This is a genomic window from Actinomadura formosensis NBRC 14204, assembly GCF_001552155.1.
Taxonomy (GTDB): Bacteria; Actinomycetota; Actinomycetes; order Streptosporangiales; family Streptosporangiaceae; genus Spirillospora; species Spirillospora formosensis.
On sequence record NZ_BCQQ01000129.1, the window covers coordinates 1 to 19,654 of the forward strand.

At 71.2% G+C, this 19,654-nt stretch carries 17 protein-coding genes and 1 pseudogene; 8 read left to right on the forward strand and 10 right to left on the reverse strand.

Going from position 1 to position 19,654, the window contains the following annotated elements:
• Nucleotides 1–151 precede the first annotated feature (151 nt).
• Entirely contained in the window at nucleotides 152–1,093 is a 942-nt protein-coding gene (locus tag AF1_RS26555) for a tRNA (adenine-N1)-methyltransferase (protein WP_067804997.1), read from the reverse strand.
• A 65-nt stretch (nucleotides 1,094–1,158) separates the two neighbouring features.
• Nucleotides 1,159–2,337 carry a site-2 protease family protein gene (locus AF1_RS26560; protein WP_067805000.1) on the reverse strand — a complete coding sequence of 393 codons (1,179 nt, stop codon included), beginning with the start codon at nucleotides 2,335–2,337 and terminating at the stop codon, nucleotides 1,159–1,161.
• Nucleotides 2,338–2,444: 107 nt separating this feature from the next.
• Here AF1_RS26560 and AF1_RS26565 point away from each other — a divergent pair, with 107 nt between their 5' ends.
• From AF1_RS26565 to AF1_RS26585, 5 genes are all read left to right on the forward strand, one after another.
• Nucleotides 2,445–3,422 carry a RecB family exonuclease gene (locus tag AF1_RS26565; RefSeq protein WP_084263366.1) on the forward strand — a complete coding sequence of 326 codons (978 nt, stop codon included), beginning with the start codon at nucleotides 2,445–2,447 and terminating at the stop codon, nucleotides 3,420–3,422.
• A gap of 114 nt (nucleotides 3,423–3,536) precedes the next feature.
• Complete coding sequence (locus tag AF1_RS36870; RefSeq protein WP_067805039.1) at nucleotides 3,537–4,760, forward strand: sensor histidine kinase; 1,224 nt, start codon at nucleotides 3,537–3,539, stop codon at nucleotides 4,758–4,760.
• Nucleotides 4,761–4,859: 99 nt separating this feature from the next.
• Nucleotides 4,860–5,540, forward strand: a complete 681-nt coding sequence (locus AF1_RS26575) for a response regulator (protein ID WP_067805042.1) — start codon at nucleotides 4,860–4,862, stop codon at nucleotides 5,538–5,540.
• A gap of 242 nt (nucleotides 5,541–5,782) precedes the next feature.
• Nucleotides 5,783–6,601 (forward strand): ABC transporter ATP-binding protein, encoded by an 819-nt coding sequence (locus tag AF1_RS26580; RefSeq protein WP_067805003.1) that lies wholly within the window; start codon nucleotides 5,783–5,785, stop codon nucleotides 6,599–6,601.
• Nucleotides 6,598–9,102 (forward strand): ABC transporter permease, encoded by a 2,505-nt coding sequence (locus AF1_RS26585; protein ID WP_242608776.1) that lies wholly within the window; start codon nucleotides 6,598–6,600, stop codon nucleotides 9,100–9,102. Before AF1_RS26580 ends, AF1_RS26585 begins: the two co-directional genes overlap by 4 nt.
• A gap of 142 nt (nucleotides 9,103–9,244) precedes the next feature.
• Here the strand turns inward: AF1_RS26585 and AF1_RS26590 are convergent, their stop codons facing one another.
• The 7 genes from AF1_RS26590 to AF1_RS26620 all read right to left on the reverse strand — a co-directional run bounded on the left by AF1_RS26590 (nucleotide 9,245) and on the right by AF1_RS26620 (nucleotide 17,145).
• On the reverse strand, nucleotides 9,245–10,390 hold the full coding sequence (locus AF1_RS26590; RefSeq protein WP_067805012.1) for an ABC transporter ATP-binding protein: 1,146 nt from the start codon (nucleotides 10,388–10,390) through the stop codon (nucleotides 9,245–9,247).
• A gap of 23 nt (nucleotides 10,391–10,413) precedes the next feature.
• The gene (locus tag AF1_RS26595) at nucleotides 10,414–11,481 is read right to left on the reverse strand and encodes an ABC transporter ATP-binding protein (RefSeq protein ID WP_067805015.1); all 1,068 of its coding nucleotides are present in this window, start codon (nucleotides 11,479–11,481) and stop codon (nucleotides 10,414–10,416) included.
• Nucleotides 11,481–12,494 (reverse strand): ABC transporter permease, encoded by a 1,014-nt coding sequence (locus AF1_RS26600; RefSeq protein WP_131732583.1) that lies wholly within the window; start codon nucleotides 12,492–12,494, stop codon nucleotides 11,481–11,483. Before AF1_RS26600 ends, AF1_RS26595 begins: the two co-directional genes overlap by 1 nt.
• A 104-nt stretch (nucleotides 12,495–12,598) precedes the next feature.
• Nucleotides 12,599–14,353 carry an ABC transporter substrate-binding protein gene (locus AF1_RS26605; protein WP_067805047.1) on the reverse strand — a complete coding sequence of 585 codons (1,755 nt, stop codon included), beginning with the start codon at nucleotides 14,351–14,353 and terminating at the stop codon, nucleotides 12,599–12,601.
• A 53-nt stretch (nucleotides 14,354–14,406) separates the two neighbouring features.
• Nucleotides 14,407–15,399 carry an ABC transporter permease gene (locus AF1_RS26610; protein WP_067805018.1) on the reverse strand — a complete coding sequence of 331 codons (993 nt, stop codon included), beginning with the start codon at nucleotides 15,397–15,399 and terminating at the stop codon, nucleotides 14,407–14,409.
• 454 nt (nucleotides 15,400–15,853) lie between these two features.
• Nucleotides 15,854–16,276, reverse strand: a complete 423-nt coding sequence (locus AF1_RS26615) for a hypothetical protein (RefSeq protein ID WP_067805051.1) — start codon at nucleotides 16,274–16,276, stop codon at nucleotides 15,854–15,856.
• Between the two features lie 170 nt (nucleotides 16,277–16,446).
• Entirely contained in the window at nucleotides 16,447–17,145 is a 699-nt protein-coding gene (locus AF1_RS26620; protein WP_067805021.1) for an HAD family hydrolase, read from the reverse strand.
• Between the two features lie 164 nt (nucleotides 17,146–17,309).
• On the opposite strand from AF1_RS26620, the gene AF1_RS26625 reads away from it, so the two are divergent.
• The 3 genes from AF1_RS26625 to AF1_RS26635 all read left to right on the forward strand — a co-directional run bounded on the left by AF1_RS26625 (nucleotide 17,310) and on the right by AF1_RS26635 (nucleotide 19,482).
• A complete protein-coding gene (locus AF1_RS26625) occupies nucleotides 17,310–17,768 on the forward strand; it encodes a universal stress protein (RefSeq protein WP_067805026.1) in 459 nt (152 codons plus the stop codon).
• Nucleotides 17,769–17,988: 220 nt separating this feature from the next.
• Complete coding sequence (locus AF1_RS26630; RefSeq protein WP_067805029.1) at nucleotides 17,989–18,843, forward strand: PAC2 family protein; 855 nt, start codon at nucleotides 17,989–17,991, stop codon at nucleotides 18,841–18,843.
• Between the two features lie 105 nt (nucleotides 18,844–18,948).
• Entirely contained in the window at nucleotides 18,949–19,482 is a 534-nt protein-coding gene (locus AF1_RS26635; RefSeq protein WP_067805032.1) for a TrmH family RNA methyltransferase, read from the forward strand.
• 10 nt (nucleotides 19,483–19,492) lie between these two features.
• On the opposite strand, the pseudogene AF1_RS36645 reads toward AF1_RS26635, so the two are convergent.
• Nucleotides 19,493–19,654, reverse strand: a pseudogene (locus AF1_RS36645) (cysteine--1-D-myo-inosityl 2-amino-2-deoxy-alpha-D-glucopyranoside ligase); the annotation flags it as partial.

Sequence of the window (19,654 nt, forward strand, 5' to 3'; positions counted from 1 at the left end):
GGGGTTTCGGGGGCCGGGGTGGGTCGTGGCGGGGGGTTTTCCGAGTTCGGTCGGTGTGGGGGTGTGTCGTGGGGTCGGGTGGCCTGGTCGGGTGTGGGTGGCGGTGTGCGCCGGGTGGGGTGCCGGGATGTGATCGCCGCGGGAGTGTGATCTATGACTCGGCGGGATGGCCGGGCGTGGCGTCGGCGCCGGGGGCGGGGTGGTCGCCGGGGGCGGGGTGGGCGGCTTTGGCGGGGCGGCGGCGCCGGGTGGGCGGGGTGACGCCGTCGGCGAGGCGGCGGGCGGTGACGAGGAAGCCGGTGTGGCCGACCATGCGGTGGTCGGGGCGGACGGCGAGGCCGTCGACGTGCCAGGAGCGGAGCATGGTCTCGAAGGCGTAGGGCTCGGCGAAGTTTCCGTGGGCGCGGAGGTCTTCGACGATGCGGGACATCTGGGTGGTGGTGGCGATGTAGGCGCAGACGAGGCCGCCGGGGATGAGGGCTTTGGCGACGGCGTCGAGGGTTTCCCAGGGGGCGAGCATGTCGAGGACGACGCGGTCGATGTCGGTTTCGGTGAGGGCGTCTTCGAGGGAGCCGACGGTGATGCGCCAGGCGGGGTGGGGGCCGCCGAAGAATTTCTCGACGTTGCCGCGGGCGATGTCGGCGAAGTCGGGGCGGCGTTCGTAGGAGGAGACGAGGCCGTGTTCGCCGACGGCGCGCAGGAGGAAGCAGGTGAGGGCGCCGGAGCCGGCGCCGGCCTCGATGACGCGGGCGCCGGGGAAGATGTCGGCCATGGCGATGATCTGGGCGGCGTCCTTGGGGTAGACGACGGCGGCGCCGCGGGGCATGCGGAGGGTGAAGTCGGCGAGGAGGGGGCGGAAGGCGAGGTATTCGGTGCCGCCGGTGGAGCGGAAGACGGTGCCTTCGGGGCTGCCGATGATGTCGTCGTGGGGGACGGAGCCTTTGTGGGAGTGGTAGAGCTTGCCGGGCTGGAGGGTGATGGTGTTGATGCGGCCTTTGGGGTCGGTGAGCTGAACCTGGTCGCCGGGGCGGAAGGGGCCGTGGGGGATGCGGCCGGGGGCGTGGACGGGCGGGTTCGGCTGGGGTTCGCTCATGGGTGTCAAGGCTATCGGCGGGCGTGGGCGGGTCGGTCCGCCGCGGCTCGCCGGCGGGGGCGGGTTCAGATGCCGGTGAAGGTGCCGTCGACGTCGGCGGTGGCGAGGACGCCGTAGACGTGGCCGTCGGGTTCGACGAGGAGGTATTCGGAGGCGGGGGCGCGGCGGAGGGCGTCGAGGAGGTCTTCGCCGGTGAGGTCGGCGGGGAGGGTGAGGTCGTCGTGAATGCCGCGGGACAGTTCGCCGGCGGTGATCCAGGGGCGGCGGTGTTCGGGGGTGGCGGTGACGGCTTTTTCGTTGACGAGGCCGAGGGGGCGGCCGTCGTGGTCGGCGATGACGATGGCGCCGGCGTGGTCGTGGTGGGCGCGGCGGATGGCTTCGGCGAGGGGGGTGCCGGGGGTGACGAGGGTGGCGCGGCGGGCGAGGCGGCGGGCGGACAGCAGGGGGATGCGGTCGCGGACGCGTTCGGCGCGGATGGCTTGGGTGGCGCCGACCCAGATGAAGGAGGCGATGAGGGCGGACCAGAGGAGGGCGAGCCAGCCGATGCCGCCGCCGGTGGCGGTGTAGGTGGCGAGGTAGGCGCCGGCGACGAGGCAGGCGATGGCGACGCCGCGGCCGACCCAGCCGGCGATGATGGCGCCGCTGCGGCTGTGTCCGGTGGCTTTCCATACGGCGGCGCGGACGAGGCGGCCGCCGTCGAGGGGGAGGCCGGGCAGGAGGTTGAAGAGGCCGACGAGGAGGTTGGCGAAGGTGAGGGCTTCGATGAGGAGGACGGCGACGTCGGGGAGGGGGAGGGTGGCGTGGGCGAGGAGGCCGAGGCCGGCGAGGACGAGGTTGGTGAGGGGGCCGGCGAAGGCGATGAGGAATTCGCGGCCGGGGGTGGGGGCTTCGCGTTCGATGGCGGTTTCGCCGCCGAGGACGTGGAGGGTGACGGAGCGGACGGGGAGGCCGAAGATGCGCGCGGTGACGGCGTGGCTGAGTTCGTGGACGAAGACGGAGCCGTAGAGGAGGACGGCGTAGGTGAAGGCGACGAGGTAGCTGAGGGGGCGGTTGACGACGTCGTGGACTTGGCCTTCGAACATGACGGTGACGAGGACGGCGACCAGGAACCAGCTGGGTGAGACGTAGACGGGGACGCCGAGGATGCGGCCTATGCGGAGGCCGGGTCGGGGGGTGCGGCCGTCGTCGGGGCCGGGGCCTGCGGCCGGTGTCCTGCCCTGGGTCGGGGGCGCGCTGTGTGTCACGTCATCGATGCTACGGCCCCGGCGGGGCGGTTGCGCTGCGGGTGGCGGCCCGGGCGGCGGGGCGGGGGCGGGATTTTCGTCGGGGCCGTCGCCTAGTCTGCTGTGTCATGACGACGACCGAGGCGGGTAGTGGGGTGTCCGTTCCGTCCGCGGGGGGCGGTGGGGAGGAGCCGGTGGTGGTCGGGTCGTTGTCGCCGTCGCGGGCGGGCGATTTCATGACGTGTCCGCTGCTGTATCGGTTCCGGGTGATCGATCGGATTCCGGAGCGGCCGAGCGCGGCGGCGGTGCGGGGGACGCTGGTGCACGCGGTGCTGGAGCGGTTGTTCGATCTGCCGGCGGGTGCGCGGACGCCGGCGGCGGCGCTGGAGATGCTGGGGCCGGAGTGGGAGCGGCTGCTGGAGGCGGAGCCGGGGCTGGCGGAGCTGTTCGAGGAGGGGGACGCCGGGGAGGCGGAGCGGGCGGAGTGGCTGGCGCAGGCGCGGCGGATGGTGGAGCGGTATTTCACGCTGGAGGACCCGCGGCGGCTGGAGCCGGCGGAGCGTGAGCTGTTCGTGGAGGCGGTGCTGGAGTCGGGGTTGAAGCTGCGCGGGTACATCGACCGGGTGGACGTGGCGCCGAGCGGTGACGTCCGGATCGTGGACTACAAGACGGGGACGGCGCCGCGGGCCGATTTCGAGGCGCGGGCGCTGTTCCAGATGAAGTTCTATGCGCTGGTGCTGTGGCGGCTGCGGGGGCGGGTGCCGCGGCTGTTGCAGCTGATGTATCTGGGTAACGGCGAGATCTTGCGGTATGAGCCGGACGAGGCGGATCTGCGGGCGACGCAGCGGAAGGTGGAGGCGCTGTGGCAGGCGATCCGGCGCGCGATGGACACCGGTGAGTGGCGGGCGCGGGCGGGGCGGCTGTGCGACTGGTGCGATCACAAGGAGCGGTGCCCGGAGTTCGGGGGCACTCCCCCGCCGCTGCCGGTGGGGCCGGTGCATCGTCCGTCGCCGGCGGATCTGGAGGGTTCGGCGGATCCGGCCGGCGCGGGCCCGGGGCGCGGGGCGGGTCTGGGCGGCGGTGCGCGGGAGCACGACGATCTGTAGCACGGCGATCTGGGGCTCGGCGATCTGTAGCAGGGCGGGGTCATCCTTGGGGAGGACGGCGGATCGGCGTCCAGGAGGGGTCGGGACCTGCCGCGACCTCCTAGGGTGAGTGTCGTGTCACCCCGCATCCGTGGTCTTCACGCCGCCCGTGCCTGGCTGCAGGCGCGGCCGCGGGCGGCCGACGCGCTGCTCGCGGTCGGGCTTCTGCTGGTGGGGTTGCCGCAGCTGTTCCTGCAGGAGTTCCCCAAGGGCGGCGGGTACGAGGAGTTCCGGACGCCGGACGCCTGGAACGCGCTGCTGGTGGTGGCGGTGACGCTGGCGCTGGCGTGGCGGCGACGTCACCCGCTGCCGGTGCTGCTGTTCATCATCGGCGGTGAGATGGTGATGGCGGCGGCGCAGTATCCGCCGGCGGTGCCGGACGTGGTGGCGTTCCTGCTCGCGGTCTACAGCGTGGCGGCGCATCGGGGGCTGGCGCAGAGCGCGCTCGGCGGGCTGGTCGGGTTCGTGTACTTCCTGGTGTATCTGCTGATGCTGCCGGTCTCGTCGGACCCGGTGGTGGTGATCACCGATTCGGCGCTGGTGATCGGGGTGTGGATGCTGGGCCGGAACCTGCGGCTGCGGCGTGCGTACTTCGCCGAGCTGGAGGATCGGGCGGCACGGCTGGAGCGGGCGCGGGGGACCGACGCGCGGGCGGCGCGGATCGAGGAGCGGTCGCGGATCGCGCGGGAGCTGCACGATGTGGTGGCGCACCATGTGAGCGTGATGACGGTGCAGGCGGGGGCGGCGCGGCGGATCATCGACCGGGATCCGGGCAGCGCGCGGGAGGCGATGTCGACGATCGAGGAGGTCGGGCGGACGGCGCTGAGCGAGATGCGGCGGATCGTGGGGGTGCTGCGGACGGACCGGGACGCCGAGCAGGCGGGTGGGGAGCTGGCGCCGCAGCCGGGGCTGGGTGATCTCGGGGGGCTGCTCGATCATGTGCGGGAGACGGGGCTGTCGGTGCAGCTGTGGATCGAGGGTGAGGCGCGGTCGCCGTCGCCGGGGGTGGATGTGGCGGCGTTCCGGCTGATCCAGGAGGCGCTGACGAACACGTTGAAGCATGCGGGCCCGCAGGCGCGGGCGTGGGTGCGGCTGTACTACGGCGATGACGACCTGACGGTGGAGATCGAGGACGATGGGCACGGTACGGCGACGTTCGTGGCCGAGGACGGGGATAAGCCGGGGCATGGGCTGGTCGGCATGTACGAGCGGGTGGCGCTGTACGGTGGCGAGTTGAAGATCGGGCCGCGGGTCGGCGGCGGGTTCGGTGTGCGGGCTCGTTTCCCGCTGGAGGCGTGAGTCCCGGGCTTGGGCCGGGGCCGTGGCAGGCAGGAGCGTCGTGAGGCGAGGAGCGGGGACGATGGGGCGATCGGTACGGCAGTGGGCCGGGGTGGCGCGATGACGGCGGTTCGGGTGCTGCTGGTGGACGATCAGCCGCTGCTGCGGACGGGGTTCCGGCTGATTCTGGAGGCGGAGGCCGACATCGCGGTGGTCGGCGAGGCCGGGGACGGCGCGGCGGCGGTGGAGATGACGCGGTCGCTGCTGCCGGACGTGGTGCTGATGGACATCCGGATGCCGGGGGTGGACGGGATCGAGGCGACCCGGCGGATCATCCGGGAGGGGGCGGCCTCGCACGATCCGAAGGTGCTGATCCTGACGACGTTCGATCTGGACGAGTACGTCATCGAGGCGGTGCGGGCGGGGGCGAGCGGGTTCCTGCTGAAGGACTCGCCGCCGGAGGATCTGGTGCAGGCGATCCGGATCGTGGCGGAGGGCGACGCGATCGTGGCGCCGTCGGTGACGCGGCGGCTGCTGGACAAGTTCGCGACGCGGCTGCCGGCGGTGCGGGACCAGGCGCCGCCGCCGGGGCTGGACACGCTGACCGCGCGGGAGCGCGAGGTGCTGGCGCATGTGGCGCGGGGGCAGTCGAACGCGGAGATCGCGGCGGAGCTGGTGGTGAGCGAGACCACGGTGAAGACGCATGTGGGGAACGTGCTGGCGAAGCTGGGGCTGCGGGACCGGGTGCAGGCGGTCGTGTACGCCTACGAGACGGGTTTGAGCAGGCCGGGGCAGGGCTGAGGGCCCGGGGGGCCCGGCTGGTTTCAGGGTCGGCCCCTGAGCCGCCCCTGGCATTGGGGGGTGGGGGGACTACTCCCTTAGGACGACGGGCGGGGTGGGTCTCCTGCCGTGGGTGGACCTGCGATTCCGTTCGCGGGGTCCATGAAACGGCTTGCGGTGGCTTCTAGTGTTCTGGGTGCCGGATCGCCGGGGGGAATCGCGCGGTCCGAACGCATCCGATCACTCACACACGGGAGTTTCACGTGACGAACACCGCCCCATCGACCGCCGGCGCGCCGAACGCGCCCGGGGCGGGCGACTTCGCCGCACGGACCCAGCAGATCGCGAAGGTGTACGGGCGCGGCGACGCCCAGGTCGTCGCGCTCGACAGGGTCACCGTCGGTATCCCCCGCGGCCGGTTCACCGCGATCATGGGCCCGTCGGGGTCCGGGAAGTCCACGCTGATGCACTGCATGGCGGGCCTGGACTCGGTGGACTCCGGGCAGGTCTTCATCGGCGACACCGAGCTGACGGCGCTGAAGGACAAGCAGCTGACGCGGCTGCGCCGCGACAAGATCGGGTTCATCTTCCAGGCGTTCAACCTGGTGCCGACGCTGACGGCGCTGGAGAACATCACGCTGCCGATGGACATCGCGGGCCGCAGGCCCGACCGGGAGTGGCTGGACCAGGTCATCGACACGGTCGGGCTGCGGCCGCGGCTGAAGCACCGTCCGGCGGAGCTGTCGGGCGGGCAGCAGCAGCGGGTGGCGTGCGCCCGCGCGCTGGCGTCCCGTCCGGAGATCATCTTCGCGGACGAGCCGACGGGGAACCTGGACTCGCGGTCGGGTGCGGAGGTGCTGGGGTTCCTGCGGGACTCGGTGCGGCGGATGGGCCAGACGATCGTGATGGTGACGCATGACCCGTCGGCGGCGGCGTACGCCGACCAGGTGCTGTTCCTGTCGGACGGGCAGATCGTCGACACGATGACCGAGCCGACGGCCGAGCGGGTGCTGGAGCGCATGAAGGGCTTCGACGGCCCCGGCGCCCGGCCCGCCGCGGACGCGGAGGTCTCGGCGCGATGATGGCCAAGGTCACGCTCCGCAATCTCGCGGCGCACAAGATCAGGCTGGTGCTGACGGCCGTCGCGGTGATCCTCGGCGTGGCGTTCGTGGCGGGCACGCTGATCTTCACCGACAGCATGAACAAGCAGTTCGACGAGCTGTTCAGCCGGGTCGGCACGAACGTGGCCGTGGACGTGCGGGCCAAGAAGGTCGTGGACGGCGGCCACGACGACGGCATGGCGGCGCAGCCGGTGCCGGCGTCGGTGCTGGAGACCCTGCGGGGCGTCGAGGGCGTGAAGGACCCGAAGGGCAATGTGAACGGGTACGCGGCGGTCGTCGGCAAGGACGGCAAGGTCGTCGGGACGCCGCAGAACGGGCCGCCGCAGATCGGGGTGAACTGGGCGTCGGGCGGAACGTACGACCTGGCGTCGGGCCGGGCGCCGCAGGGGCCGGGTGAGATCGTCATCGACGCGACGACCGCGGAGAAGGGCGGCCTGTCGGTCGGTGACGTGACACAGGTCCTCACCGCGGGCCCGCCCGCGCGCATGAAGGTCGTCGGGCTGGTGGACACCGGCAACCTGATGGGCGCGACCCTCACCGGGTTCGACACGCCGACGGCGCAGAAGCTGATGCTGAAGCCCGGCTACTTCACCGACGTCGAGATGGGCTCCGCGGGTCCGTCGCAGGCGGAGCTGCGGGACCGGGTCGCGAAGGTGCTCCCCCAGAACCTGGAGGCCGTCACCGGGGAGAAGCTGCGGGAGGAGTCCAAGAGCGACATCGCGCAGATGATGAACTTCTTCCGGACGTTCCTGCTGGTCTTCGCGCTGATCTCGATCTTCGTCGGGGCGTTCATCATCTTCAACACGTTCTCGATGCTGGTCGCGCAGCGGACCCGTGAGCTGGCGCTGCTGCGCGCGATCGGCGCGGCCCGCGGGCAGGTGACGCGGGCGGTGATCGGCGAGGCCGTCGCGGTCGGCGTGGTCGGGTCCACGCTCGGGCTGCTGGCCGGGGTGGGGCTGGCGTCGCTGCTGCAGACGCAGATGGGCGACGCCGGGCAGGGCGGCCTGACGTTCACCGCGACACCGGTGATCTGGTCGTACACGGTGGGGATCGTGGTGACGGTGGTGTCGGCGTACTTCCCGGCGCGGCGCGCCGCGAAGGTCCCGCCGGTGGCCGCGATGCGCGACGATGTGGCGCTGCCGCAGCGGTCGCTGCGGATCCGGGTCGCGCTCGGGTCGCTGCTCACCCTCGTCGGCGCGGGCCTGATCGCGGCCGGGCTGGCCGGCTCCGGCGGCAACCCGGCGGTCCCCGTCGGCGCGGGCGCGTTCGCGGTGTTCATCGGTGTCACGATGCTCGCCCCGGTGATCAGCGTCCCGGTCGTGAGGGTGCTCGGCGCGCCGTTCGCGCGGCTGCTGGGCACGCCCGGGCGGCTGGCGCGGCAGAACGCGCTGCGCAACCCGCGCCGCACCGCCGCGACGGCCGCCGCGCTGATGATCGGCCTGGCGCTGATCACTACGGTGAACGTGCTGGGCGCGACGATGCGGGCGTCGGTGGACGCGCAGGTGGACACCCAGTTCGGCGCGGACTATCTCGTCCTGCCGACGGGTGCCGGGTCGATCGGGCAGGAGGTCCCCGGCAGGATCAAGGCGGTGCCGGGGGTGCAGAACGCGTCGCCGACCTACCGCGCCGAGGCGAACGTCGCCGGGAAGCGGGCGTCGCTGATGTCGGGCGACATCGCCGAGATCGTCAAGGCGGCCCGGCTGAAGATGGTCGCGGGCGGCACCGGCCTCGGCGCCACCGGGATCATGGTGGACGAGAAGGCCGCGAAGGACCACGGCTGGGCGGTCGGGGCGCCGGTGCCGGTGCAGTTCACCGACGGCCGCACCGAGCAGTTGCGGCTCACCGGGATCTACGCCAAGAGCGACCTGATCGGCGGGCACGTCATCGCACCCGAGGTGTACCGGGCGCACACGGTGAAGCCGTTCATCGACGGCGTCATCGTCGACACCGCGGCCACCGGCGCGAAGACCAGGACGGCGATCGAGGGCGCGTTGCGGGACTACCCGGCGCTGAAGGTGTCCGACCAGTCGGCGCTGAAGGACGAGATCGGCAAGCAGGTCGACGGGTTCGTGAGGTTCCTGACGATCCTGCTGGCGATGTCGGTCATCATCGCCGCGGTCGGGGTCGTGAACACGCTCGCGCTGTCGGTGATCGAACGGACCCGTGAGATCGGGCTGCTGCGGGCGATCGGGATCAGCCGCCGGCAGCTGCGCCGCATGATCCGCGTCGAGTCCATCGTGATCGCGGTGTTCGGCGCGGTGCTCGGCATGGGCATCGGGGTCGCGTTCGGCGCGGCGATGCAGAACGCGCTGGCGGACAAGGGCCTCGGGGTCCTCGCCGTCCCGTACGGGACGCTGGTGGTCTACCTGGTGGTGGCGGCGGTGATCGGTGTGCTGGCGGCGCTGTGGCCGGCGTGGCGGGCGGGACGCATGGACGTCCTCAAGGCCATCTCCACCGAGTAGCGGCACCGGCGCGGCGACGAGAACGGCAGGGAATGAGAAAGACCCGGTCCCCTCACGGTGAGGGGACCGGGTCTTTCTCGTGCGGGAGGCCGCGCCGGGGGGAAGACCGGCGGCTGCGCGCTCCGCAGGGACCGCGGTGCGGCTACCCGGCGGACCCGGGGATCTCCCCCGGGCCCGCGTCGCCGGTGGCCGCGCCGGGCGCCACCGCGGCCTTGGCGACCGCGTCGGTGGCGCTGACCGTGGTGTTCTCCGGGAAGTGGCAGGCGGCCTGGTGGCCGGGGCTGAGCTCCACCAGCGGCGGCTCGACCTGCTTGCAGATGTCCTGCGCCTTCCAGCACCGGGTGTGGAACCGGCACGCGGGCGGCGGGTCGAGCGGGCTCGGCACGTCGCCCTGCAGCCGGATCCGGTTGCGCTGGTCGCGCTCGCTCGGGTCCGGGATCGGCACCGCCGACAGCAGCGCGTTGGTGTAGGGGTGCATGGGCCGCTGGTACAGGTCCGCGCGGTCCGCGATCTCGACGATCTTGCCGAGGTACATGACGGCGACGCGGTCGGAGATGTGCCGGACGACCGACAGGTCGTGCGCGATCACCACGTAGGTGAGGTCGAGCTCGTCCTGCAGGTCCTCCAGCAGGTTGACGACCTGCGCCTGCACCGACACGTCCAGCGCCGACACCGGCTCGTCCGCGACGATCAGTTTCGGCTTGAGGGCGAGGGTGCGGGCGATCCCGATGCGCTGCCGCTGCCCGCCGGAGAACTCGTGCGGGTAGCGGTTGTAGTGCTCGGGGTTGAGGCCGACCAGTTCCAGGAGCTCCTGGACGGCCTTCTTGACGCCCTGCTTGGCCTCGATGTTCTGCAGCCGGAACGGGGCCCCGACGATCGCGCCGACCGTCTTGCGCGGGTTCAGCGACGAGTACGGGTCCTGGAAGATCATCTGGAGGTCGCGGCGGAGCGGCCGGAGCCGGCCCTGCGACATCCCGGTGATGTCCTGCCCCTCGAAGGTGATCTTCCCGAAGCTGGGGTCCAGCAGCCGCATGATCATGCGGCCGGTGGTGGACTTGCCGCAGCCCGACTCGCCCACCAGCCCGAGGGTCTCGCCCTTGCGGACCGAGAACGACACGCCGTCGACGGCCTTGACCGCCGCGACCTGCCGGCGCAGCAGCCCCGCGGTGACGGGGAAGTGCTTGCCGAGGTTCTCCACCTCCAGCAGCGGCTCACCGTCCGCGGGCCGGGTCCGCTCCGCGGGCGCCTGGCTGGCGGCCTTGCCGGCCGGGGTCTTCGATGTGCTCACAGTCTCGTTCCCACCCGTGCTCGTCACAGCTTCGGCCGGATCTCGTCGGTCCAGATCTTCCGCTTCTTGTCCTGCGGAAGATGGCACGCCGCCTTGTGGCCGGGCTCGGCCTCGACCAGCTCGGGCCGCTCGGTCCAGCACTTCTCGCCGTTGAGGTCCTTGTAGGGGCAGCGCGGATGGAACGCGCACCCGGACGGGACGTTGATCAGGCTCGGCGGCGACCCCTTGATCGGCATCAACCGCTCGCTGCGCTCGCGGTCCAGCCGCGGCATCGACCCGAGCAGCCCCCACGTGTAGGGGTGCAGCGGCTGGTGGAAGGCGTCGCCGACCGAGGCGTACTCGACGCAGCGGCCCGCGTACATCACCAGGATGTCGTCCGACAGCTCCGCGACCACCCCGAGGTCGTGGGTGATCATGATGACGGCGGAGTTGAACTCCTGCTGCAGGTCGCGGATCAGGTCCAGGATCTGCGCCTGGACGGTCACGTCCAGCGCCGTCGTCGGCTCGTCGGCGATCAGCAGCTCGGGGTCGCACGACAGCGCCATCGCGATCATCGCGCGCTGCCGCATGCCGCCGGAGAACTGGTGCGGGTAGTCGTCGACCCGCTTGTCCGGCTTGGGGATGCCGACGCGGCCGAGCATGTCGATGGCGTGCTTGCGCGCCACCTGCTTCGACACGTCGTTGTGGACCCGGTACGCCTCGATGATCTGGGCGCCGACCGTGTAGAAGGGATGCATCGCCGACAGCGGATCCTGGAAGATCATCGCCATGTCGCGGCCGCGGAGCCGGCGCACCTCGGTCTGCGAGGCGTTCACCAGTTCCTTGCCGTTCAGCCAGATCTCGCCGGACACGTTGGCGTTGCGCTTGTTGTGCAGGCCCAGGATGCCGAGGCTGGTCACGCTCTTGCCCGAGCCGGACTCACCGACGATGCCGAGAGTGCGGCCGCGCTCCAGCTGGAACGACAGGCCGTCCACCGACTTCACCAGGCCGTCGTCGGTCGGGAAGTGGATCTTCAGGTCGCGGACTTCGAGGAACGAGGTGGGAGCCTCGCCGGTGCCCGCGGTGTCCGCGGCGGGCGCGGTGCCGGTCATCAGCCCAGCCTCACTCTCGGGTCGACGATGGCGTACAGCAGGTCCACGATCAGGTTGATGCCCACGATCGAGACCGACGTGATCAGCGTGACGCCGAGCACCATGGGCAGGTCGCCGCTGTTGATCGAGCTGATCGCGAGCTGCCCCAGCCCGGGAATGCCGAAGGTGCTCTCCGTCAGCACCGCGCCGCCCAGCAGCAACCCGAGGTCGAGACCGAAGATCGTGAGGATCGGCGTGAGCGACGCCCGCAGCGCGTGCTTGGTGACGACGGTCGTCTCCGACAGCCCCTTGGCTCGGGCCGTGCGGATGTAGTCCTCGTTCATCGTCTCCAGCATGCCCGCTCTGGTGAGCCGCGCGTACATCGCGGCATAAAGGAACGCGAGCGTCACCCAGGGCAGCACCAGCGACTGGAACCACATCACCGGATCTTCGGTGATGGGCTTGTAGCTGCCGCCGCCGGGGAAGATCTTCAAGGTGTAGGAGAACAGCGCCAGGGAGACCAGGCCGGTGAAGTAGATCGGCAGGGACACTCCGCTCAACGCGATGATCATGGCGGCCCTGTCCCACAGCGAGCCTCTGCGCAGCGCCGACACGACACCGGTGACGATGCCGCCGATGAGCCAGAAGACCGCGGCGCCGAGGGCCAGCGACGCCGTCGCGGGGGCCCGGTCGAGCAGCGTCTCCAGCACCGGCTGGCTGCTGCGGAACGAGTACCCCAGGCATGGCGCGGGGCAGTGGTCGGTGACCGGGCCGGCCTTGTAGTCCTTGCCGACGACGATCGCCTTCAGGTAGCTGCCGTACTGGACCACGACCGGCTTGTCGAGGCCGAGCCGTTCCTTGGTGTCCTGGATCGCCTCGGCGGTGGGCGCCTTGCCGACGTAGGAGGCCGCGATCTGGTCGGTGGTCTGCCCAGCCAGCTTCGGCAGCCAGAAGAAGATGCCGAAGGTCACCAGGCTGACCAGCAGCAACATGAGGACGGCGCCGATGAGGCGCCGGATGATGTATGCGAACACATTCCTCGGCCTCACCCGCCGGCCGGAGGGACCTGTGGGCCCCGTCCCGGCCGGCGGGTGTCGCCTTCACCTGCCTTCAGATGGACGCACGGACGAGCGGATTGTTACTCCACGCCCATGTTCAGGTAGTCGTACATACCGCCGTAGGCGTAGGTGATCCCGGCGTTGGTGACACGCTTCGGCCGGTACATCAGCGCCTTGGCGTACACCAGCGGAACCTCCGCGGCGGTCCCCATGACCAGCTTGTCGATCTCGCCGTACGCCTTCGTGCGCGCCGCCTTGTCGGTGTTCGCGATGGCGTCGTTGAGCGCCTTGTTGACCGTGGGGTCGTTCAGCTCGGCCAGGTTGTTGCCACCGGAGGGCTTGATGGCGTCACCGTGGACGATCTGCGCGAGGAAGCCGTAGCCGGTCGGCCAGTCCGCCGCCCACGCCATGATCATCATGCCGATGCCGTGGTCGTGCACGTACTTCGGCACGCCGACGTACTTGTTGAAGTAGTCACCGGCCGGGAACTGGACGATGTTGACCTTGATGCCGACCTTGGCCAGGCTCTGCTGGATCGCCTGGGCCATGGCGACTTCCTTCGGCCGGTCGGAGCGGGCCGAGATCTTGGTGGTGAAGCCGTTCGGCTGGCCGCAGGCCTGCAGTTCCTGCTTGGCCTTGGCGAGCGTGGCCTCGTCGAGGCCGCCGCCCGAGGCCTGCTTCTGCGGGTACAGGTCGAACTTGGTGTAGCCGTCGACCGACGGGGGCAGCACCGTGGTGGCGAGGTCACCACCGGCCAGCGGGCCTCCGTAGGCCGTCTGCGCGGCGACCTTGTCGGTCGCGTACTGCACGGCGATGCGGCAGTGGACGTTGTCGAGCGGCTTGACGTTCACGTTCAGCGACATGAACCGCAGGAAGCCCTGGACGGGGTTGTCCACGTACGGCTTCTGGTCGGCGGCCAGCACCTTCGGCTGGGTGCCCGACTGCACGCCCACACCGGCGGCGTCCATGTCCAGCGTGCCGGCGAGCAGGCGCTGGTCGATGTCGTCGGCGTTCTGCTTGAGCTGGACCTCGATCTTGTCGGGCAGCGCCTTGCGGATCGGGTCGGTGCTCTGGTTCCAGTTCGGGTTCCGCGACAGCGACATGGACTTGCCGCGGGTGTAGTTGTCGACCTTGTACGGGCCGCTGGAGACGATCGCGGACTCGTACTTCGTGCCGGTGTCCTTGGCCTTCGGCACGGGGATGGTCTGCGACATCGCGACCAGGTAGTCGAACTCGGCGAACGGCTCCTTCAGGTGGAACACGATCGTCTGGTCGTCCGGGGTCTCGATGGACTTCAGGCCCTCGTCGTTCTTGTCCTCGTAGGGGCCCTTGTAGGCGGGCTTGTTGTCGACGAGGTACTGCTTGAAGTACTTCGGCCCGAGCTGCATCTCCTTGGTGAAGTTGCTGCGCTCGACCGCGTACTTCACGTCCTTGGACGTGACCGTGCCGCCGTCGTCGTACTTGACGCCGGTACGGAGCTTGTACGTCCAGGTCTTGCCGCCGTCGCTCGACGTGCCGAGGTCGGCCGCGAGGTCGGGGACGACCTCGAGGCTCTCCTTGCCGGCGCCGGGCTTGAACGTCGTCAGGCCGCGGCCGTACAGACGCGAGAAGTTCTGCGAGAACGCGTAGTAGGTGTTGCCCGGGTCCGGCGAGTCCCAGTCGTCGGAGTGGGCGAACTTGAGCGTGCCGCCCTTCTTGTCCGACTTGTTGACGACGGCGTTGACGCCGGCGTTGTAGCCGGGCCCGCTCCCCGAGCTTCCCGAGTCACCGCCGCCGCAGGCGGCGAGCCCCGAGGCCGCGACCACCCCGGCCGCGAAGACCACGATTGGTCTCATCTTGTTCATGTGCAGGCGCACCCCTTCATATAGACGGGTCGGATGAACCCGAGTCACTTGGCCCGAGGATCGAGAGCGTCCCGCAGCCCGTCACCGAACAGGTTGAAGGCGAGGACGGTGATGAAGATCGCCATACCGGGGATGATCATGTACATCGGGTCCGAGGAGTAGATCGGCACGGCGAGTGTGAGCATGCCGCCCCACGAGGGCGTCGGCGGGATGACTCCGACGCCGAGGAACGACAGCGCCGCCTCGAACAGGATGTTGGTCGGGATCAGCAGGGTCGAGTAGACCAGGATCGGCGCGACCAGGTTCGGCAGGACCTCTTTGAACAGCACGTACGAGTTGCGGGCGCCCATGCTGCGCGCCGCGTCGACGAACTCCCGTTCGCGCAGCGACAGCGTCTGGCCGCGGATGATGCGCCCGATGTAGGGCCAGTTGAAGAACCCGATGACCATGACCAGGACCCCGATCCGCAGCCCGTTCCCGCTGAACCCGAACGCGCCGTCGGAGACGACGCCGACCAGCGCGATCGCGAACAGCAGCAGCGGGAAGGCCAGGAAGGCGTCCATCGCGCGGCTGATCGTGTAGTCGACCCAGCCGCCGAAGTAGCCGGCGATGATGCCCATGACCGTCCCGATGACCACCGACACCAGCGTCGCCAGGAACGACACCAGCAGGGAGATCCGGGCGCCGTGGACGATGCGGGCCAGCATGTCGCGGCCGGTGCCGGGCTCGACGCCGAGCCAGTGGTCACCGCTGATGCCCGAGTGCCAGAACCCGGTCTTCGGCCGGTTGTAGGTGGGGTCGATCAGGTTCTGGTGGTAGGTCAGCGGGTTCTGCGTGAAGAACGGACCGAAGATCGCGATGAGGATGAGCACGATGACCACGAGGGCACCGGTCAGGGCGACCTTGTCGCGCTTCAGCCTCATCCAGGCGATCTGACCGAGGGAGCGTCCCTGGATCTTCTTGCCGTCGACACCGGCGAGGACCGCTTCCGGCTGCGCCTCTGTGTCGGACCCTGTCACCTCTATGGGTGCGGCCACGCTCCATACCTCCTACCGTCCGGCCACTGGTTCGGCCCATGCCGCCGGCGCGTGACCGGCGGCCGCGGAGATCATCCGCTGCCCCCGCGCCCGTTACGCCGCGTTTGCTGAAGGGAAACGTAGCCCTTCGGGCACGACTGTCCATGCATGAAGCCCGCTTCGCCAGTACCCGTATCTGACTTGTGATCTCGTCGTCATCTGGGGCACACGCACCCGCGCAGCGCTTCGGATAAATCGCCCGAATAGTACGTTTGCCACTACCCAGGCAGGCAACTCATAGGGGGCCGACGCCGCAAGCTTTACCGTACTGAGGCCTTTCTGAGACCGATCCTCCGCAGGTCAGCCCCTAGACCACAGAAACGACGGGCCGGGACGCGCCCGGATCGCAGGGGAACGTCCCCGGCCCGCCGTCTGCCCCGCGCGTGGTCCCCGCGCGGGGCAGGCCGGGCTCGGATCAGGAGATGCCGCGGTCGCGCAGGATCCGCTCGATCTCCGCCATCTCCGGGTCGGCGCCCTGTGCGGGTCCCTCCACGGCGCCCTTCGGCTTCGCTCCGCGCCGGGCCGCGCCGCGTCCGCCGTCCCCGGCCGCCTTGCCCCCGCCCGTGCCGGCGGGCCGGCGGCTCAGCATCGCACCGGAGGCCAGGTAGAGCAGCACGGCGAGCCCCGCCACCGCCACCCCGGCCCACTTCACCGGGCTGAACGCCAGGTCGACGAAGAACTCGGTCACCCCCGTCAGCGCCGCCGCGAGCGGCACCAGGGACAGGGCGGCGCCGCGCAGGCCGGTGCCCGCGCCGCGGCGGCGGTAGGCGCCCCAGCTGATCACCAGCCCGACCAGGGTCACCCCGAGGCTGATCGCGAAAATGACTGCGTCGCTCATGCCGGCCCCCATTTCATGCGGTGGTGCTCCCCCCATCGTCACACGCGGGCCGCCGGTACCGCTCCTCCCGGCGGACGGTTTGTGCGCCGGTGCCCCTCCTCCTTGCGCGTGACCTCTCCCCCGGCGACCACCTCGGGGGTATCGCCCGGGTCCCGCCCCGGGCGTCCCGGTCAACCGGTCAGGGAGCGGAGCAGGTCCAGGGTCACCTCGCGCAGTGAGCCGACGACGGTGCGGCCCGGCGCCGGCGGGACCGGCAGGACTCCGGGGACGGCCACGGTGGCGCAGCCCGCCGCCTCCGCCGCCGCGACGCCGTTCGGGGAGTCCTCCAGAACCACGCAGCGGCCCGGGACGGCGCCGAGGCGCGCGGCGGCGGTCAGGTACGGCTCGGGGTCGGGCTTGGTCCGCGTCACCTCGTCGCCGGCGACGCTCAGCGCGAAGTGCTCGCGGCCGACGGCGTCCAGCACCGGCTCGATCAGCCGCCGGTGGCTGGAGGACACCAGCGCCGCCGGGACTCCGGCGGCGCGGATCTCGGCGAGCAGTTCCTTGGCGCCCGGCATCATCGGGACGCAGGCGGTGAGCCGCCCGGCCATGCCGTCCAGCATCCGCCGCCCGACCTCGGCGGGGTCGGCGGCGGCGCCGGTCAACTCCAGCATGTAGGCGACGGCGACATCGAGGGACCCGCCGACGAGCCGTTCCTGGTGGGCGGCGCTCCACTCGCCGCCGAGCCACGCCATGACCTCCGACTCGACCTCCAGCCAGATGCGCTCGGAGTCGATGAGCAGGCCGTCCATGTCGAAGAGCACGGCCTGCGGGCCGCCACGGGGCACGGTGCCCACGGTGGGGCTGGGGGTGGGGGTGGGGGTGCTCATGTAACCCCACCATAACCGTGAGATCGCGAGCCGCTCACGGCTGCCGGGATGGCGGGACACGGCCGGCGGCGGTCCTCTTGGACGGGGTGTGCAAAGAGACGGTGACGGATGGGTCACCGGACCGATACCGTGCCCCCAGAGACTACCAACGGGTAAGGAACGGCATGAGCGCGTACCGCATCATCCTCGTCGGCACCGACGGCTCGGACTCCTCGTTCCGCGCGGTGGACCGTGCCGCGCAGCTGGCCGCCGCGACCGGCGCCACCCTGCTGCTGGCCTCCGCCTACAGCCCCATGCCCGCGCGCGAACGCGCCAGCGCCGCGGACCGGCTCGGGGACCTGGCCTACAAGGTGCAGGGGTCGACGCCCGCCGACGACGCGCTGCGGGCGGCGCGGGAGCGGGCGGTGGCGGCCGGCGCCACCGACATCGACCAGGTCGCGGCGGAGGGCGACGCCGTCGACGTCATCGCCGGGCTGGCCAAGGAGCGCGGCGCGGATCTGGTCGTGATCGGCAACCGGGGGCTCAACAGCCTCGCCGGGCGCCTCCTCGGGTCCGTCCCGGCCAACCTGTCGCACCGGTCCCCCTGCGACGTGCTGATCGTGCACACCACCGACGGGAAGTGACCTGGTCGTGACCCACCGTCCCCCGGTCCCCGCCCGAACGACGAACCCCGTTCGGCGTTCCGCCGCGGGCGTACAGCGCGGGGGTCTGGCCCGCGGAGGGGTGGGGTAGGTCACTGTCAGGACGTAGGCTGACAGCCACCGATCATGAGCGGGGCCCTCGACCCGGGAATGACGGCCCCCGTCGGTGACGCTGTACCTGAGCGTCGGAAGGAGGCAGCGCGTGATCGAGCTCGAAAGCGTGCCGGAACTCGTCGATCCGGTGCTCGTGGCCGCCTTTGAGGGGTGGAACGACGCCGGTGAGGCCGCCAGCGGGGTGATCGCACATCTGGAGTCGGCCTGGGACGCGGTGCCGATCGCCGAGCTCGATCCGGACGACTACTACGACTTCCAGGTCACCCGCCCGATCGTGGAGATGACCGACGGGGAGACCCGCGGCATCACCTGGCCGACGACGCGCGTGTCGTGGGCGCGGCTGCCGTCCGGCAAGGACGTCGTCCTGCTGCACGGGATCGAGCCGAACATGCGGTGGCGGTCGTTCTGCCGGGAGCTGGTCGGGCTGATGCTGGAGCTGAACATCCGCAACGTGGTGCTGCTGGGCGCGCTGCTGGCCGACGCGCCGCACACCCGCCCGGTGCCGGTGACCGGGGCCGCGTCGGAGGCCGGGCTGGTCAGCACCCTGCACCTGGAGCCGGCGCGGTACGAGGGGCCGACCGGCATCCTCGGGGTGCTGCAGGACGCGTGCGCCAAGGCCGACCTCGACACGGTGTCGCTGTGGGCGGCGGTCCCCCATTACGTCGCCCAGCCGCCGTCCCCGAAGGCGACGCTCGCGCTGCTGCGCCGCGTCGAGGACCTGCTGGACGTCACCGTCCCGCTGGGAGAGCTGCCCGAGGAGGCGCGGGCCTGGGAGCACGGCGTCAACGAGCTCGCCGAGGAGGACTCCGAGGTCGCCGAGTACGTCCGGACGCTGGAGGAGCAGAAGGACGCGACGGAGCTGCCCGAGGCGAGCGGCGACGCCATCGCCCGCGAGTTCGAACGCTATCTGCGCCGCCGCGACCCGGGCCGCGGGCAGACCTGACGGCTAGACTTGATCGCGTTTCGTCTCCGGTGATGGCCCGCGCACGCCGCGAAGTGCGCCGATCATGATGTCTGCTCCTCTGGAGGGCGGTGGCGCCCCGAGCCGGTGAGCGCCCGGTCCGCGGGTCCGGCGATCAGGGTCCGGCCCCCGCGTGAACTGCGCCACCAGCGCCGCCGGCGTGCCCATTCCTGCTGGGACCATCTCGTCGCCGCGCCTTTGTGGCCGATGCACGGCGCCAATCTCGGGACGCTGCTGCGCACGTGCGACGCCGTCGGCGCCTGCATGGCGGTCCCCCGGTTCTCGTGGGTGCCGCAGGCCCTGGAACGCGGTAACACGCTGCGCCGTCCCGCCTGCGTCCACTGGGTGAACGACCCGCTCGGCTGGCTGGCGCGCCAGCGGGACGGCGGGACCCGGGTCGTCGGCGTGGAACTGGCGGACGAGGCGGTACGGCTCGCCGACCTGCCCGCGGCACGCGTGCGGACGGTCGCCGTGCTGGGCCATGAGCAGACCGGCATCCCGGCGGAGGCGCTCGACCTGCTCGACCTCGCCGTCGAGATTCCCATGGTCGGCGGCGGCGCCAGCCTGAACGTCGCGGTCGCCGGGTCGCTGGTCCTCTACAAGCTGGCGGGCCTGCTGTAGCGGCGGCCGGTCAGAGGGCGACGCCGAGGAGGGCGTCGGTGAGGGCCCTGACCCGCGCCGGGGCCTGCTCGTCGGCGCCGCCCGCGGCGGCCCAGGCGTCGATGGCCGCGAGGGCCGCCGGGGTGTCCAGGTCGCCGGCCAGGTGGCCGCGGACGGCGGCGGCCAGCGGGGC